General features: G+C 64.1%; 13 protein-coding genes. 8 read left to right on the top strand and 5 right to left on the bottom strand.

Annotation, left to right across the window (positions count from 1 at the left end; all coding sequences use genetic code 11):
* Positions 1 to 81 precede the first annotated feature (81 nt).
* A complete protein-coding gene (locus tag KWG56_RS17540) occupies positions 82 to 2,616 on the bottom strand; it encodes an ATP-binding protein (protein WP_219353119.1) in 2,535 nt (844 codons plus the stop codon).
* A 224-nt stretch (positions 2,617 to 2,840) separates the two neighbouring features.
* Here KWG56_RS17540 and rpsT point away from each other — a divergent pair, with 224 nt between their 5' ends.
* The 6 genes from rpsT (at position 2,841) to gyrB (ending at position 10,662) form a co-directional block, all read left to right on the top strand.
* Entirely contained in the window at positions 2,841 to 3,110 is a 270-nt protein-coding gene (gene rpsT, locus KWG56_RS17545) for a 30S ribosomal protein S20 (protein WP_201100839.1), read from the top strand.
* Between the two features lie 476 nt (positions 3,111 to 3,586).
* Positions 3,587 to 5,041 carry a chromosomal replication initiator protein DnaA gene (dnaA, locus tag KWG56_RS17550; protein ID WP_219353120.1) on the top strand — a complete coding sequence of 485 codons (1,455 nt, stop codon included), beginning with the start codon at positions 3,587 to 3,589 and terminating at the stop codon, positions 5,039 to 5,041.
* A 196-nt stretch (positions 5,042 to 5,237) separates the two neighbouring features.
* Positions 5,238 to 6,356 carry a DNA polymerase III subunit beta gene (dnaN, locus tag KWG56_RS17555; RefSeq protein WP_201100837.1) on the top strand — a complete coding sequence of 373 codons (1,119 nt, stop codon included), beginning with the start codon at positions 5,238 to 5,240 and terminating at the stop codon, positions 6,354 to 6,356.
* Positions 6,353 to 6,889 carry a hypothetical protein gene (locus KWG56_RS17560; protein WP_219353121.1) on the top strand — a complete coding sequence of 179 codons (537 nt, stop codon included), beginning with the start codon at positions 6,353 to 6,355 and terminating at the stop codon, positions 6,887 to 6,889. Before dnaN ends, KWG56_RS17560 begins: the two co-directional genes overlap by 4 nt.
* 37 nt (positions 6,890 to 6,926) lie before the next feature.
* Entirely contained in the window at positions 6,927 to 8,060 is a 1,134-nt protein-coding gene (recF, locus tag KWG56_RS17565) for a DNA replication/repair protein RecF (RefSeq protein WP_219353122.1), read from the top strand.
* Between the two features lie 166 nt (positions 8,061 to 8,226).
* On the top strand, positions 8,227 to 10,662 hold the full coding sequence (gene gyrB, locus KWG56_RS17570; protein ID WP_219353123.1) for a DNA topoisomerase (ATP-hydrolyzing) subunit B: 2,436 nt from the start codon (positions 8,227 to 8,229) through the stop codon (positions 10,660 to 10,662).
* Between the two features lie 730 nt (positions 10,663 to 11,392).
* On the opposite strand, the gene KWG56_RS17575 is transcribed toward gyrB, so the two are convergent.
* Together KWG56_RS17575 and KWG56_RS17580 are read right to left on the bottom strand one after the other, a co-directional pair.
* Positions 11,393 to 12,715 carry a nucleotide-binding domain-containing protein gene (locus KWG56_RS17575; RefSeq protein ID WP_219353124.1) on the bottom strand — a complete coding sequence of 441 codons (1,323 nt, stop codon included), beginning with the start codon at positions 12,713 to 12,715 and terminating at the stop codon, positions 11,393 to 11,395.
* A complete protein-coding gene (locus KWG56_RS17580; RefSeq protein ID WP_219353125.1) occupies positions 12,702 to 13,220 on the bottom strand; it encodes a hypothetical protein in 519 nt (172 codons plus the stop codon). Before KWG56_RS17580 ends, KWG56_RS17575 begins: the two co-directional genes overlap by 14 nt.
* Before the next feature lie 522 nt (positions 13,221 to 13,742).
* On the opposite strand from KWG56_RS17580, the gene KWG56_RS17585 reads away from it, so the two are divergent.
* Entirely contained in the window at positions 13,743 to 14,729 is a 987-nt protein-coding gene (locus KWG56_RS17585) for a hypothetical protein (protein ID WP_219353126.1), read from the top strand.
* 335 nt (positions 14,730 to 15,064) lie between these two features.
* Positions 15,065 to 15,904 carry a hypothetical protein gene (locus KWG56_RS17590; RefSeq protein ID WP_219353127.1) on the top strand — a complete coding sequence of 280 codons (840 nt, stop codon included), beginning with the start codon at positions 15,065 to 15,067 and terminating at the stop codon, positions 15,902 to 15,904.
* Positions 15,905 to 16,095: 191 nt separating this feature from the next.
* Here KWG56_RS17590 and KWG56_RS17595 read toward each other — a convergent pair whose 3' ends face one another.
* Positions 16,096 to 16,533, bottom strand: a complete 438-nt coding sequence (locus KWG56_RS17595; protein ID WP_219353128.1) for a hypothetical protein — start codon at positions 16,531 to 16,533, stop codon at positions 16,096 to 16,098.
* Between the two features lie 71 nt (positions 16,534 to 16,604).
* Positions 16,605 to 16,997 carry a DUF6491 family protein gene (locus KWG56_RS17600; protein ID WP_219353129.1) on the bottom strand — a complete coding sequence of 131 codons (393 nt, stop codon included), beginning with the start codon at positions 16,995 to 16,997 and terminating at the stop codon, positions 16,605 to 16,607.
* Positions 16,998 to 17,055 lie beyond the last annotated feature (58 nt).

Genomic DNA, 17,055 nt, shown 5'->3' on the forward strand with positions numbered 1-17,055 from the left:
TTCAACACCGGCGAATTTCGAGCGACGGAAATCCGGAGTTAGGCCGTTAAAGAGCGTTTGGCTCGATCCGGAAACCGGGCTTTAGGCAGGCTGCGGCCGTCGCTGGCGCTGCGCCGCCTCCATGGCTGTCGCGATGCCGTCGAGCAGACTGTAAAGGGTGATCGGCTTGGTCAGGTGGCCGTCTGCGCCCGCCGCCGCGCTCGCCGCCACATGTTCGGGCAGGGCGTTGGCGGTCAACATGATGATCGGCGTGCGGGGGCGGTCCTGATCCTGCTCCAGCGCGCGGATGGCGGTGGTTGCGCTCAGGCCGTCCATCACCGGCATCTGCATATCCATCAGCACCAGGTCAAAGCCCCCGTCGCGGAAGGCGGCCACGGCGGCATCGCCGTCATCGACCGTGACCAGTTCCGTGGGCAGGTGCGCCAGCATGATCTCCACCACCTTGCGGTTGGCCGGATGATCGTCCGCCAGCAGGATGCGGGCGGGGAAGGCGGTTTCACCCAGAGCTTGTCTGGCCTCGGCGTGGGGGGTGATCGGCGCGGCGCCCGCCGGCAACGGCAGTTCGAACCAGAAGCGGGCCCCTTCGCCGGGGACGCCGTCGCAATCCATCGTCCCGCCCATCAGTTCGACCAGATGGCGTGAAATGGCCAGGCCCAGACCCGTCCCGCCAAAGCGGCGCGTGATCGAGCCGTCCGCCTGCTGGAAGCGGGTGAATATCCGATCCTTCAAATCGGCGTCGAAACCGCAACCGGTGTCAGTCACCGTGAACCGCACCCGATCCGGTCCCGCCGCATCGACGGCGATGGAGACGGAGCCTTCGGTGGTGAACTTCAGCGCATTGGAGATCAGGTTGGACAGCACCTGACGCAGGCGCACCACATCCCCTTCGACAAGACCTTCCAGCGCGGGATCGATCTGCGTCTGGAGGATAAGGCCCTTCGCATCCGCCTTGGGGCGATACAGGGCGACCGCGCCGCGCACCGTGTCGCCCAGTTCGAAGGCGGCGTGTTCGATGGCGATCTGGCCCGCTTCGATCTTGGCAGAGTCCAGGATGTCGGACAGCAGACGTTCCAGCGTCACCCCGGATGTGCGGATGACATTGACCATCTCCTGTTCTGGCGGGGGCAAGGCCGTGCGCGACAGGGCGTCCGCCATGGCCACCACGCCGTTCAGCGGAGTGCGGATCTCGTGGCTCATATTGGCCAGGAACTCGGACTTGGAGCGACTGGCGTCCTCGGCGCGGCGGCGCGCGACCCGCAGGTGGCCGGCCTGACGCCACAGCCAGAACATCGCGGCCATGGCCGACAGCACGAAGATGACCGCGATCACCATGCCGCCGTTCTGGGCCTTGATGACATCGCGCTGCAGGGTGGTGTTGACCCGCGCAGTCTCCAACTGGGCGCGCCGTTCGGCCAACTGCTGCTGCATGTCGCCGGTGACCTGGCGAATGCCTGCGCTGTAGCGGCGGGCGTCGTTGATCTTGTCCTGTTCGGCATAGTCGCGCAGCGTCTCGTAGGCCTCTCGGGGCTTGCCTTCCGCGAACAGGATTTCGGCCTCGATGCGGCCTAGCTTGTAGCTGTTCTGATCCCGGTACTGGCCTGCGGCGATGCGTCCCTTGATGGCCGCCAGATCGCGGCGCGCCAGGGCCAGTTGTCCGGTCTGGGCATAGGCGATGGCCCGCGACGGCAGCAGATTGGCCGCGAGGAAGGAGGCGGCGCCCAGGTCCTGGCCATAGGGCGCCAGACAGGCCAGGACGTCGTTCGGGGCATGGCGCGCCTCGGCCGTGGTGACGCAAAGATTGGCGTCATAGATGGCCAGGCTGGGCAGGCCGGCCCGCAAGGTCAGCCGGTGGTGCGCCATATACAGGCGCTGGGCCTGTTCGGGATCGCCCAACTGGGTCGACAGCCGCGCAAGGTTGTAGATGGCGTCGAAGTCGGGGCGGGGATAGGCGGGATTGGCCAGATCGATCTCGAAACGACCGAAGGCGGCGGTGGCGCCGTCGATGTCGTTCAGCTTCATCAGGCCCAGACCGGTCATCTCCCAAAGACCCGCCTGCGCGGTTTCGGCATAGGCGGAGGTGCTCGGTATGAAGGCGTCGGCGTCGGCCAGCAGCTTCAGCCCCTCGCCGATCTTGTCGCGGTCCATCAGGGCCAGGGCCCACAGGCGGGTGGCGTGCGCCCTGGCGAACCAGTCCTGTTCGCTCGCGGCGACCTGGCGCATCTCTTCGGCGACGCCGGTTTCGCCCTGATTATAGCGCAGGCTGAGCGCGTTCAGCCGGGCGACCTGCTGGTATCGCAGATCGTTCTGAAGTCGTGCGGCCTGGGTCAGACGGTCGTTCCAGGTCCGGGCCTGGACGAACTCGCCCTGGTTCAGCAGAATCCAGGCGACATGATGCAGGCGCTGCAGGCCCTCGCGGTCATGGCGGTTCATCGCCGTGCGGCCAAATGCGTCAAGGGCCGCGAAATCAGTTGCGGCGGCGCGTTTCTCCACGGCGGCGGCCAGCTCCAACGGCGTCCGCACCGGGCCGGGGGGCTGCGCCTGTGCGTTCTGCACAAGCAACATCGTCAGACCCAGGACGGTCAGAACGGTCAAAACTGAGTGTCTGGGACGCGACATGAAACTTCCGTGTGAGCCCCGACCTTTGGCATAGGGTGTGTTGAACGAAGGTTTATCAGAGGGGCGAGCGACGAACTGAGCGGGCGCCGACCAGACAGAGACGCCGGGCAAAGGAGTCAGACTCCGCGTTGACCGATCCCGGCCTATCGGCTATAGGCCCGCCCTCTTGAGATTTCCGCGCCGTGGACGTGTGCTCCGCGGCGTTTTCCGTTCGAAGGTTTGACATGGCCAACAACCCCGGCGCCCGCAAGGCGATCCGCAAGATCGAAGCGCGGACCCAAGTGAACAAGGCGCGTCGTTCGCGCGTTCGCACCTATCTGCGCAAGTTCCAGGAAGCTCTGGCCGGCGGCGACGCTGCTGTCGCCAAGACCGCTTTCGTCGAAGCGCAATCCGAGCTGATGCGCGCCGTCTCCAAGGGCGTCGTTCACAAGAACACCGGATCGCGCAAAGTGTCGCGCCTGGCGGCTCAGCTGAAGAAGCTGTCGGCGGCCTGATCCATTAAGGATTATCCCTGATACGGAACGTCTATCGTCGTTCTGTTATGGAATTTTCTAGTGATTTCAACGGCGAAGGGGCGAAAGCTCCTTCGCCGTTTCGCGTTGTCCCCTTAACCTCCACCTCATGGCGAGGGGAGGCTGGCAGGGGTGAAATCCGGAATTCCTCAAGCGGGCGCAGGGTTTGTCGGAGTCAAACAATTTAACTGCGAATCAGCCAACGAATCTCCGTTGACCCAAGAGGCTCTGAGCGTAAGTTTTGGCCTCTAACGCACTTCCATCCCAATACGGATGAAGACGGCGCGAGACTGTAGTTTCGCGTTGGCGGGAGATGTCTGTTCAAGAGTTCGGCCCCGTCCGGAAAGCATCGCTTTTCGGCGCAGGAGAAGTCGTCCCTGAACCATCGCCCTGAAGCGCCGAGGTTCGGATTGGATTTTGCAGCGAGTGGCTGAAATATGGTTGGGGGCGCAGCGGCAATGGCGGGCGGATCGAGCAGGCTGGAGACGACGGATCTGGATCGGATCTGGGGCGAGGCGTCCGTGCGCCTGCGCGCCGAAATCGGCGACGGCCCGTTCAACTCCTACGTCGCGCCTTCGGCTGTCCGCGTGGATTCCGCCGGTCAGCTGATCCTGGTCACCCCGACCGCCTATGCCCGTGACTGGGTGCGCAAGAACGCCCTGCGCCGCATGAACGAGCTGTGGCTGGGTCTGGACGGCCTGTCGCGCCGTCTGGACGTGCGTTGCCGCGCCGAGGTGGGTTCGCCCGCGCCGGCCACCGCCGTTCCGGCCGGTCACGTGCTGGACGCCTCTCCGCGTCTGGCGGCCCTGTCTTCGGCCAATATGGCGGTCCCCACCATCGCCCCTGTCGCCGACAGCGCCCGCGCCGTGCGCGCCGCCGGTCTGCAGGAGCGCTTGACGTTCGACAGCTTCATCGAGGGACAGGGCAACGCCTTCGCCCTGGCCATCGCCAAACAGGTCGCCAGCTGGGCCGACGGTCATTTCAACCCGGTCTTCTTCTGCGGGCCCTACGGCTACGGCAAGACCCACCTGCTGAACGCCATCGCCTGGGAGGCCCAGCGCCTGCGTCCCCAGGCCAAGGTGGTCTATCTGACCGCCGAGCGTTTCCTGTCCACCTTCGTCAAGGCGATGCAAGACCGTTCGACCGCCGCCTTCAAGGAAAGCCTGCGCTCGGCCGACATGCTGCTGCTGGACGACGTCCAGTTCGTCGGCGGCAAGACCTCGACCCAGGAAGAACTGCTGTCGACCCTGACCGCCCTGATCGAGGACGGCAAACGCATCGTCTTCTCGGCCGACCGCGCGCCGATGGCCCTGACCGATGTGGAGCCGCGCCTGCGCAGCCACCTCGCCGCTGGTCTGACCTGCCCGGTCGAGGCGGGCGACCGTGAGCTGAAGATCGCCGTGGCCCAGAACCGTCTGCGTGCCCTGTCGGCTCTTGGCGTGGTTCAGGGCGAGGCCGCCCCGGACGTGCTGGCGCAGCTGGTGGACCGCACCCCTGGCTCGATGCGCGAGCTTGAGGGCGCCGTGAACACCCTGGCCGCCGCCGCCGGTTCGCGTCTGTCGGCCGTCTCGGTCGATGAAGCCTCGACCTTGCTGGGCATGGCCATGCGTGGCGGGCCTGAGCGCCGCATCACCGTCGACGAGATCCAGAAGACGGTCGCCGAACACTTCAACCTGAAACAGGCCGACCTGTTGTCGGAGCGCCGCACCCGTTCCGTCGCCCGCCCGCGCCAGATCGCCATGTATCTGTGCAAGCAGCATACGACCCGCTCCTATCCCGACATCGGCCGTCGCTTCGGCGGTCGCGACCACACGACCGTCCTGCACGGCGTGCGCAAGATCGAGGAGCTGATGCCGCAGGACGATCAGATCGCCCGCGATGTCGAGGCCCTGACCCGCAAGCTGCGGGGCTGATCTCCTGGGTTTGCGGGGCGCGGGGGCGGCAGGTTCGCTCGATTTTTGCGCTCCGCCCCCGCGCTTGGCCCACTTATCCACGCGTGGACAACAACTAACCACAAGCCGCTTCCTTGCTCAGCGCGCTTAATTCGCTAGTGTCTAAACCCCTCAATCGCGGCGTCTCCGGGGAGGCGCCGTCTCCGGGCGAGACGACATGCAACTGACTATCGAACGATCCGCGCTCCTGAAGGCCTTGGGCCACGTGCAGAGCGTCGTTGAACGTCGAAACACCATCCCGATCCTGTCCAATGTCCTGCTCAGCGCAGGTCGTGACCGGCTGGCGTTCGCGGCCACCGACCTGGACATGGAGATGGTCGACGAGGCCGAGGCCCAGGTTCAGGTCGAGGGTCAGATCACGGCGCCCGCCCACACCCTGTACGAGATCGTGCGCAAGCTGCCGGAAGGCGCCGAGGTGTCGCTGCTCTATTCGGGCGATGATCCCCGTCTGGTGGTCTCGGCCGGACGTTCGCGCTTCAACCTGCCGGTCCTGCCTGCAGGCGACTTCCCCGTCATGTCGACCGAGAGCGCCGGAGCCTCCTATGTCCTGCCCAAGGAAGACCTGGCGCGTCTGATCGACAAGACCCGGTTCGCCGTCTCGACCGAAGAGACGCGTTACTATCTGAACGGCCTTTATCTGCACACGGTCGCAGAGGCGGGCATCCCCCTGCTGCGCGCCGTGGCCACCGACGGCCACCGTCTGGCCCTGGCCGAGACCCCGGCGCCCGAAGGCGCGGCGGGCGGCCCCGGCGTCATCGTGCCGCGCAAGACCGTCGATCAGGTCCGCCGTCTGCTGGACGACACCAACGGCCCGGTCGAGGTTCAGGTCTCGGCCCAGAAGATCCGCTTCCAGCTGGGCGAGGCCAGCCTGACCTCCAAGGTCATCGACGGCGCCTTCCCCGACTATTCGCGCGTCATCCCTAAGGGCAATGACAAGCAGGCCGACATCGACAACGCCCTGTTCGCCAAGGCCGTCGACCGCGTCGCCACCATTTCCGCCGAAAAGAGCCGCTCGGTGAAGCTGGCCTTCGACAATGACCGGGTGAAGCTGACCGTGCGCAACATGGAGGCGGGCCAGGCCGAGGAAGAGGTCGAGATCGGCTATTCCGACGAACCGTTCGAAATCGGCTTCAACGCCCGTTATCTGCTGGACGTCGCGGGTCAGATCACCGGCGAGAACGCCGCCTTCCGCTTCGCCGACCCGGCCTCGCCGACCCTGGTGCTCGATCCCGGCGATCCGGGCGTGCAGTATGTGCTGATGCCGCTGCGGGTGTGACCGTCGTCAACGGCAATCCGACGGGCGAACGTCTGGTCCTGACCACGTCGCGCAGCGTGGTGGCCTGGTCGCTGGCGCTGTTTGTGGCGACGGCGGCCCTGGGGCTGTGGTTCATCAAACAGTCTGGCGACGCCATCGAGACACTGTGGAGCTGGGTGGGGGTGTTCTGTCTGGCCGCCGCCGCCGGGGCCTCCGTCCTCGCCCTCGTCAGGCCGCCGAAGCTGATCCTCACGACAGAGGGTTTCCATCTGACGGGCCCCCTTTCGCCGGGCCTGATCCCCTGGAGCGAGGTTGAAGGCTTTTCTCTCTACAGCGAGGCTGCAACCCGGGATGCCGACGGCCAGTCCGTCGGCGGCGTTGCGCCTCATGCGGTGTGGCGGCTCAAGGAAGGTTCGTCCTTTTCTGGCGGGCTGGCCTCAAAGCTGAACAGAGCGGGCGACGTGCCGATCGACGGAAGCTTCCCGCGCAACATCGGCCTGGCGCCCGAGCCGCTTTCGACGCTGTTGGAGCAATGGCGCATCCGCTACGGATGATCCATAGGATGTCCGGCGCCGCGAAAGCCCTCATTCCTTGATCGCCTCACTCACCCTCACCGACTTCCGCTCCTATGCAGGCGCGCGGCTGGCGCTCGATGCCGGGCCGGTCGTGCTGCATGGGCCGAACGGGGCGGGCAAGACCAATCTGTTGGAGGCCGTCAGCCTGCTGACCCCTGGCAAGGGGCTGCGGGGGGCGACGGCGGCCGAGATGGGCCGCCGCGAGCCGGGCGAGGCGACCGGCCGCGCCTGGGCCGTCATGGTCGAACTGGACGACGAGACGCGGCTGGGCACGGGCGTCCAGACGGCGGGCGCGTCACGCCGGATCGTGCGCATCGACGGCGAAACGGCCCAGCCCGGTCGGCTGCTGGACTACCTCCGGCCCGTATGGGCCACGCCTGAACAGGACCGGCTGTTCTCCGACGCCCGCGCCGAGCGGCTGAAATTCTTCGACCGTCTGGTCTTCGCCGCCGACCCCGACCACGCCGCCAGCGTCTCGGCCTATGAAAAGGCCCTGCGCGAGCGGCTGCGGCTGCTGAATGACGCTGCAGATGGGCGTGAGGCCGACCCGGTCTGGCTGGATGCGCTGGAGGCCCGGCTGGGCGAGGCGGGGGCGCGGGCCGCCATCGCCCGTGTCGCCGCCCTGCATGCGCTGCAGGCCGCCATCAACGCCCGAGGCGACCGGCCTTTCCCCCAGGCGGACCTGGGGCTGGACGGGGCTGCCGAACAGATGGCCGAAGCCGGCGCCGAAGAAGACGAAATCGCCGCCTCGATCCGCGAAGGTCTGGCCAGGGCTCGCGCCCGTGACGGCGCCGCCGGCCGCTCTCTGTTCGGGCCGCACCGCACCGACCTGACCGCCATCCATCGCGAGAAGAACCGTCCCGCCGCCGAAGGGTCGTCGGGCGAACAGAAGGCGCTGGTTCTGAACCTGATCCTGGCCCAGATCACCCGTCTGTCAGGTCATGCAGGCGCAGGAGCCGCCCGGCCCGTCCTGCTGCTGGACGAGGCCCCCGCCCATCTGGACGAACGTCGCCGCGCCGCCCTGTTCGACGAGATTGTCGCCCTTGATCTGCAGGCCTTCATGACGGGCACCGAGCGCGCACTGTTCGCCGGTCTGGAGGGGCGTGCGCAGTTTGTCCGCGTCGCGGGCGGGGCGCTGGAGAGCGACTGATTTATCGGCGGAACCGCCGTTGCCGATGGACCCGGGCAAAACGGCTGTTCCCCTCGCAATTGCTGCTAAATTTCCTATATATTGGCGGCTTCGGGCGCCGCTCAGATTCGCGGCGTCCACACCCTGTCTCGAAGCCCGTTTCCCGGGCGTCACATTGACTGACTTCATGACCGATCCGATTGCCGACCAGCCCGAATACGGCGCCGATTCCATCAAGGTTCTCAAAGGCCTGGACGCGGTGCGGAAACGCCCCGGCATGTATATCGGCGACACCGACGACGGGTCCGGTCTGCACCATATGGTCTATGAGGTGGTCGATAACGCCATCGACGAAGCCCTGGCTGGCCACGCCGATCTGGTTCAGGTCATCCTGAACGCCGACGGATCGGTCACCGTGACCGACAACGGCCGCGGCATTCCCACCGACATCCACGCCGAGGAAGGTGTGTCGGCGGCCGAGGTCATCATGACCCAGCTGCACGCGGGCGGTAAGTTCGACCAGAACTCCTACAAGGTTTCCGGCGGCCTGCACGGCGTGGGCGTCTCGGTCGTGAACGCCCTGTCCGACTGGCTTCAGCTGAAGATCTTCCGCGACGGCAAGCAGCACGAGATGCGCTTCGAACGCGGCGACACGGCCAAGTCGCTGGAAGTCACCGGCGTCGCCCCGATCCGCACCGAAGGCCCCAAGGCCGGACAGCCTCTGAGCGGCACCGAGGTCACCTTCTATCCGTCGGTCACCACCTTCAGCCACATCGACTTCGATCTGAAGACGCTGGAGCATCGCCTGCGCGAACTGGCCTTCCTGAACTCGGGCGTGGTCATCCGGTTGGCGGACCAGCGCCACGCCGAACCGATCGAAATGATCCTGCACTACGAGGGCGGCGTCGAAGCCTTCGTGCGTCACCTCGACAAGTCCAAGACGCCGATCCTGAAGGACGTCATCGTCATTCGCGGCAAGAAGGACGGGATCGAACTGGATCTGGCCCTATGGTGGAACGACAGCTACCACGAGACGATGCTGTGCTTCACCAACAACATCCCCCAACGGGATGGAGGCACCCACCTGTCGGCCTTCCGCGCCAGCCTGACGCGGGTGATGGGCAGCTATATCGAAAGCTCCGGCCTGGCCAAGAAGGAGAAGGTCGCGCCGACCGGCGAGGACGCCCGCGAAGGCCTGACCTGCGTGCTGTCGGTCAAGGTGCCGGACCCCAAATTCAGCTCCCAGACCAAGGACAAGCTGGTCTCGTCCGAGGTCCGCCCGGCGGTCGAGAACCTGTGCTCGGAAGGTCTGGCCGAATGGTTCGAGGAGCACCCCGTCGAGGCCAAGATGATCGTCTCCAAGATCATCGAGGCGGCGTCGGCCCGTGAAGCCGCCCGCAAGGCGCGCGACCTGACACGCCGCAAGTCCGCTCTGGAGATCAGCAGCCTGCCCGGCAAGCTGGCCGACTGTCAGGAACGCGATCCGGCCAAGTCCGAACTGTTCATCGTCGAGGGCGATTCCGCAGGCGGTTCTGCCAAACAGGCCCGCAACCGCGAGAACCAGGCGGTGCTGCCCCTGCGCGGCAAGATCCTGAACGTCGAGCGCGCGCGCTTTGACCGGATGCTGTCGTCCGATCTGATCGGCACCCTGATCCTGGCGCTCGGCACCGGCATCGGCCGCGACGACTTCAACGCCGACAAGCTGCGCTATCACAAGATCATCCTGATGGCCGACGCCGACGTCGACGGCGCTCACATCCGCACCCTGCTGCTGACCTTCTTCTATCGTCAGATGCCGGAGCTGATCGAACGCGGCCACGTCTATATCGCCCAGCCGCCGCTGTATAAGGTCTCCAAGGGCAAGCAGTCGCGCTACCTCAAGGATCAGGCCGAGATGGACTCCTACCTCATCGAGGAAGGTTCGTCAGAGGCGGAACTGGACCTGTCGACCGGCGAACGCCGCCTGGGTCTGGACCTGCAGGCTCTGGTGCGTGAGACCAAGGCCTTCAAGGCGGGCGTGGACCGTCTCAGCCAGCGCGCACCCGCCTTCGCCATCGAACAGGCGGCTCTGGCCGGTCTGTTCGTCGAGAACGCCGACACGGCGCAAGCCGCCGCCGACGCCGCCGTCCGCCTGAACCTCTATGCCGAAGAAGGCGATGGCGAATGGTCTGGGGCGCCGGGGGCTCAGGGCGCAGTCGTCTTCTCCCGCACCCGTCGCGCCGTGCAGGAGACCATTGTCTTGGAAGAGACGCTGATCCGCTCGCTGGATGCGCGTCGTCTGGCCGAACGCGCCGCCGCCTTCGACGGCGTCTTTTCCGCGCCCGCCGTCTATCGCCGCAAGGACAAGTCGACGACGATCCGCGGCCCTCTGGACCTGCTGAACGCGGTGCTGGACGCCGGCAAGAAGGGCCTCGCCATCCAGCGCTACAAGGGTCTGGGCGAGATGAACCCCGAGCAGCTGTGGGAGACGACGCTGGACGTCAATGCCCGCACCCTGCTGCAGGTTTCGGTCGAACACGAGGAAGACGCCAACGACCTGTTCGCCAAACTGATGGGCGACGTGGTCGAACCCCGCCGCGAGTTCATCCAGGAAAACGCCCTGGACGCCGCCGTCGACGTCTGAATCCCGTGGCGCGGACTGGTCCGGGTCTTAATTAATGAGAACTGAGCCACAATTAGTGAGAACCAGCTCATAATTGGTGAGAATCTTCCGCAGGCCACCCCCTGCGGTCGATCAGGCTCTGATCCTTCAGGCGAGGAGCGGTTGCCTTCCGCCACCCAATCCAGAAGCGTGACCGAAGGCCAGCGTATGCTGGCCTTCCTGCGTCAGAGCAGTCCCGAAACGCGATTGAAGGCCCGTGCCGTCAGAGGCTCACAAGCGCCAGAAGCGGTCGTTCGGACATTGGGCGCGGTCAGCCGATGGTAGATTTCCCATCGCGGAAAGAGGGGGGGGCTGCGGTGGAAGGTGACGAACCCTCAACTCTGCGCCCAGCCGTGATCATCTACCCGATGCGAACGCGCCTCCCTTGAACTGCGCCTGAGCGTCGGGAGACGGATAGCCGCCTTACGCCTCGCACCTAACTCCGGCTTCGGGAGACACAGGCCTGCGCGAGTTTGCCAGGCGGGGCCGCCGTCGCACCGCGCGCCGCCCGCGCGCCCACGCGTCCCCTATTCATTCCCATGGCGCTGTGTCTCCTCGGCTTTCTCTGCGCCAATACTCGGGACCCGGATCTGAGACTGACGGGCGTGGCGGGCATCTCGGGTTCGTCCTCGTCGGCTATCGACTTCACCGAGGCGGGCTTACCACGCGTCGTGGCCCCGGGCCGCGGTCGGATATGTCTATGTTCGGGTGGCTACTTCCAGAAAGATTTCAGAACCACATTTTGCCGGCTGCGTGCGATGCAAGTATTTTCCCGGATCGCGAAGCACTCAACGAAGTGCTCTCCATCGTATTTGGTATGCTCAGGGTCCTGCATCGTGCGGTGATCAGTGATTTCGCCGCGCGGCTGCGGCGTGCTGTCGTCATTCTTGACCTTCCACTTGAAGTGGTCAGCCGGAGGGGCATCGCCCCCAAGCCTGAATTTGATGGCCCTGTCGACCTGGATGATCCCGAGCTTGTCGAGGATAAAGGCACGGAAGCCGCCATCGCGCGGTTGGACTTCGCCGATGATGTCGAAGTTTCTCTCTGTCAACATCGGGATGCGCTGGTCGAATAGGTACGCTTCGGTCACGCTCCGCCGCTTGCGGCGCGATACGGCGAGCAGTTCTCCTACATCTTGGCCGTCCTCAAAGTTCTCAAGCTTGATGAGGAAGCCGTCGCGCGCCTCGATTACCTTGCGCCGGTCCGTCTCGTTCAAGCCGGCGACATATTCGTCGATGTTTCTGCGAGGGTTGGCGCGGTCGGGAATTTGGGGATAACGGATGAAATCGGGGAGTGCGCAGAAGAACGCAAACACGATGTCGAAAATCTCGCCTCTCGGGTTCGCAGCGACCCACCGGGTGATCGCCTGTTCCAGATGAAACGATTTCAACGGGAAGGAATCGTCAGCTGCTTTGCATGACGCTCGCCACCCCTTCGCGAACTTCACCGCCTTGCGGAAGTCGTCGTTCACTTGGTTCAGTTCGCCAGCTACGGCGATGTACCCACGCGGGTCCGATGCGATCCAAGTCATCTGTCGAGCACCGCTCGCTACGGCTTCGCGGAACTGTGCGCGTTCTCGGTGAGCGCGCGTAACGATTTCCGGAACGACGTAAATGTCCTGGCCACGATCGTTAATGCCATGGCGGTAGGCCGGCACGATATCTACACCAAAGACCTGCTTATCATCCTCCAGGAATCTGATCGTTACGGAGTGCGTTTGTGGCGAGATTTCCACGCGGTACTGCGTGGGATTGACGTATTGGGCATCGAGGCGGGCCTTAAGGACCGCAAGGGCTTGCGCAGGATCGTGACTTACGGGGTCCCAGTGTCCGAGGATGTAGAGGACGTCGAGGTCGTGCAGCGGTGTAATCGCCGTGTAACGAGGATAGGACCCGATCTGAAGCGAGTTTGCAGCGCCGACGACGTTCTGCACGGAAGCATACACATCGGACACAAAATCCCGTTCGCCCGGTGTCGGCGAGAGGTGATCGCGCGCATAGGCGCGAAACAGCTCGTTGAGCCTACTTTTTTGCATAAGCGCTTGTGATCAGGCTGACGACGACGTCATTGAGAAGGCGACCACGCAGATTGGCCAGAGCGACATTCCGCTGCTGTTCAAGTAGAGCAATCGTCTCGGGAGGGACCTGCCCCTTGCCTTGCGGGGCATACAAGACGAGCGGCACGGCGTCCTTTTTCAGGGCGATGATCCGCGCCATCTCGTCCGGCCAATCCGGCCAGTGAACGAGATACACGCTGGCGTCCTCGGCGCGGCCAAAGTCCCCATCGTGAGTCACGCTGATGATGTTCTTGGTGTTGAAGAGTTTGCTGTCAGCAAAGAGCGCGTGAAGGCTGCCGCGCATATCGCCTTTGGCGAAGATCGCGATTTTCCGCCGTTTCAGACCGTTTCCCAGACGGATGAGCACGGGGACGAACCCCGACACGCAAAGCCAGATGCCTGCGATAGTCGTCATGGCGACGATAGCCGGGGAGATCGCGCGGACGATCTTCCAAACCAGACCGGCGGTGTCGAGGTAGCTCATAGCCTCTAGCGGCTCAGGATGGGTGCGCGCTGAGGCTACGGATCTCACATACGCCCAGAACCTTAGTCTGCACCGCCATCAGCTCAACCAGCGTAACGCGCGGGAGCAGTTCGGTGATGACTCCGCCGCAAGTCTGCGAAAGGCTGCTTTGCCCATCGGCCATGAGTTCCGGTCGGTGGATTTCGATCTGCTCGCCAGCTTAGGCGCCTCCGATCCGATGGCGCTGGCGACAGCATCATTTGCACCTCACGCTGAGCAGGGAAGGCATCAGTTCAACGGATGCGCGCTTACTCGCCCACATTTCCTGACAGCCGGCGCCCGTGTTTGTCCGGAGTGCGTGCAAGAGAGGGCTATGTTGACCGTCTCTGGCATCTTCGGGCCTACGCAGCATGCCATCTCCATGAGAAGCTGCTGATCGATCGTTGCGAAGGCTGTGCGCGCCCCATCCGCTGGCTAAGGCGAAAACTGCATCAGTGCGATTGTGGTCACGTGTGGGACTCTGGCGATCAGGCGCCTCCCGTCGTGGTGGAGATTTCGTCTCGTTTCGCCGAAGCGGCGCCATATGCTGACGCAGATCCCCGCCGAACGCTCGCAGGGCTCATCACCATCGTCTGGTTCTTCGGATGCTCGGGGTTTCCCGACCCGCGCCGCCGCGGCGTGGTCGCCCGCTGCGCCGCCGATATTGGCGTCGCGGTAGAAGTGCTGACTCAGGGTGCGCCTTTCATTACCGATTGGCAGCGGAGCTTTGACGGCTGGGCCCATGATCGGTTCCAAGCCCAAGGCGCTCGGATTGGCTTGCATCGGGATTTTGGCCACGAGCTTGCGCGCCTGCGGAATACGTTCGCCGAACAATGCCCATTCGTGATCGACGAAGTCAGAAACTATTTCTCCCATCACTGGCAAGGCTACCTGTTTCGTCGCCAGAGCTACTTCTGTGTCGGCCCCAAGGTCGCCCGTTTCGTCCCTGCCACTGATGCAGCCAAAATGCTCGGCGTTCGCGTTCAGAGAATCTGGGAGTTTGTGGAAGCGGGGCAGCTATCGGCCGGCAAGCGATCGGCTGGTAGCCGTACTTACCGCGTCATCCGTGCTGATGGCGTTGAGGCCCTCCGTCGCCATTTCGCGTCACTGCTGACGCCGACGCAAGCGGCGAACGCGTTGGGAATCTCCCTGACCCGATTTCGACAATTGGACCGAGCCGGCTTTATCATTGCCGAGCAGATCATCAGCCAGACGAAGCGCTTCAATCCAAAAACGCTTCGTCAGTTCTGCCACACGTTGGCTGGCCAGGACCTACCCCAGCCAGAGCGGTCCGTTCGCATCACTGACTTACACCGCCATCGTCTGGTGGATTTGGTGGCGGACATCAAAGCGGGTCGCCTTCGGGCCTGGTTTGGCGCCGGCGAGTTCGATGCATTGTCTAATCTGTTCATACCCGCAGCAGAGGTGGAAGCGCTTCGTGGTCCTGGGGGCACGGAATGCTGTCTGCTAAACGGGCGAACGAACGTCTAGGAATAGGCCATTGCACCCTCGCGGCCCTGGTGAAGCAACAGCACGCCCGAGCCGACTGGAGCGAAATGGGCTCTCTCATCGCTGTCGCGAAGAGCGCCGTCGATGAGTGGAAGGCCGACCTTGTAACGTCTGCCGGCGTAGCCCGGCCTCTCGGGTTGGCCCCAGCCTCAGTCACGCGACGGCTCCAGCAGCTCGGTATAACCCCGGTTCTGAATGCTGATCCTGAGGCTCGAGTCGCAGCCCTATGGGCCCGCAAGGACCTTCAGAACATCGACTTCGATACCCAATGGGTCACGGCGTCGGGCACATTGTGCGTCAGACCCAAGCGGAGCGGCATGAAGCGGCTGAAACTCCGAGACGGTCGTTCGATTCCAGAAGGAAATATCTCGCTGGCGGATCTGTCCAAGCAGACTGCAATCGAAAAGGATACGCTGCGTCATCTAGCCCTGAACGGCTATCTGACAGCCACACAGTTCAACAGTGCCGGACATTTACGTGGCGTCCTGCGGTCATCAGCCAGGACATTCCAGAAGACGTACGTCTCCAGTTCGGAGATTGCTGCTGAGTATGGCCTCGCAGGATCAGCAGTGACGCGACGGCTGCGATCTCTGGGACTTCGACCGATCTTGGAGATCGCGAATAATGCCCGTGTGCAAGCATGCTGGCGCCGTAGCGACGTTCTGGATGTGGATTTCAGATCGCAATACATATTGCCTTGCGGCAGGCCATCGACACCATCGCAGCACAGCGAAGCGGCGCTGTTGCCGGCGAGACCCTCAGGTAGTCCGCGGCTCAGCGAGGGAGCGATCTACGTTCATGTCGCGACCGGAATATTAGGGACCAACTCCTCCAGCTTGCGTGCGGCGGTCGATGCCGGGCACATCCGATCAGCTAGTCGATCAGCCACCGACAAGGTCCTGACCGTCGTCGAGGCTGACGTGCTGGCGTTTGCTGAAAGATTCGTGTTCACACCGAAGCTGGCTGCCGAGCTCGGCTTGTCCGCAACGAGCGTGTTCAGGAACCTCGCGCGTCTCCAAGTGAGTCCGGTGTGGCCGGGCATCAGACCAGTGCATGCACTCTGGGACAGGCGGTCGTTCGACACAGACGTCCTTCTCGGACGCTGGGTGACGTCGTCAGGCGCTTTGTCCGAGCAAAGCTCGCTGTTCGAGCTCTGAGAGGGGTTGCTCCCGCGAAATCTCAGAGATTGCGGTTCGCGATCCGGTTTCTCATGAATTTTGGGCGGCAGATCCTCAGGTCTCAGAAATTATGAACGGTGCGTCTCATCCTTGGTGAACCCTGCCCGGGAAAGCCGAGTCATTTCAGTGAGAGCATTCGCACCATTTATGACTCGGACCACGGACGCGGCCTAGTGGCCGCGTTTTGCGGCGATCAAGGCGGCGATGGTCGGGTAGGGCGTGGTGGCGGGCAGCGCGTTCTCGCAGGCGATGTGCTTGATCGATTCATAGACGCCGCCGGACGCCCCCCACGGCCCCTCGTCAGTGTAGCGATCGGTTTCGGCGCCGTCGGGGCCATAGGTGACGATCTCGCCGGGCTTGGACTGGCCGTCGGCGCAGCGCATCAGGACGACCTCGGTGTCATAACTGAGGTCGCTGGCGTCGCCCTTGGCCGGCACCCGGCCCATGTGGGCGCTGACAATTCCATCCACCGGCGTCAGCGTATCCAGATCAATCACATAGAGCGTCTGATCGTTGGACGAGAACTGCGCCCAGCTCTCGGCGGCCGCTGGTGTGGCGATGGCGAGGGCCGCAGCCCCGATGGTGAGATATTTGGCGATTCCGCTCATGATGACCTCCCTCTGAACAGTGATATTTCATACCCGTCCGAGGAAAAGCGCAATCGTCTCGTGTCAAACCACTAGGGACGAACCCGGCTGGGCAGGGCCGCAATCTCCTCGGCGCTGAGGCGTTTGGCGATCTGCACACGGCAGGTCGAGTGTCCGGGACTGCCGACATTCAGGGTCGCGAAATCGCCGGTGCAAAGATTGCTGAACCCGTCGAGAGGCCGCAGTTCGATGGCGATCGCGCTGTCCAGATCCTTGCAGACCCCGGCGGACTGGATCTGAAACACGTCCTGGGCCGAGGTGCGGACATAGAGGGTCTGCCAGTCCTCGGCGCGGAAGTTGCGGACGTTCATTGTGCGAAAACAGGTGCGCGCGCTGGCCTGTTCGGTCGGGCGGGCGGCGCCGGTTGGTGCGCATCCCGCCAGTGCGGCGATGGCCAGGAGCGGGAGTGTGGAGACAAGACGCATGGTTTTGATCCCTGAAAAGCCCGGTCCGAGATTTGGCCCTGACTGATGTTTCAGCAAA

This window comes from Brevundimonas nasdae (assembly GCF_019395145.1).
GTDB lineage: Bacteria > Pseudomonadota > Alphaproteobacteria > Caulobacterales > Caulobacteraceae > Brevundimonas > Brevundimonas nasdae.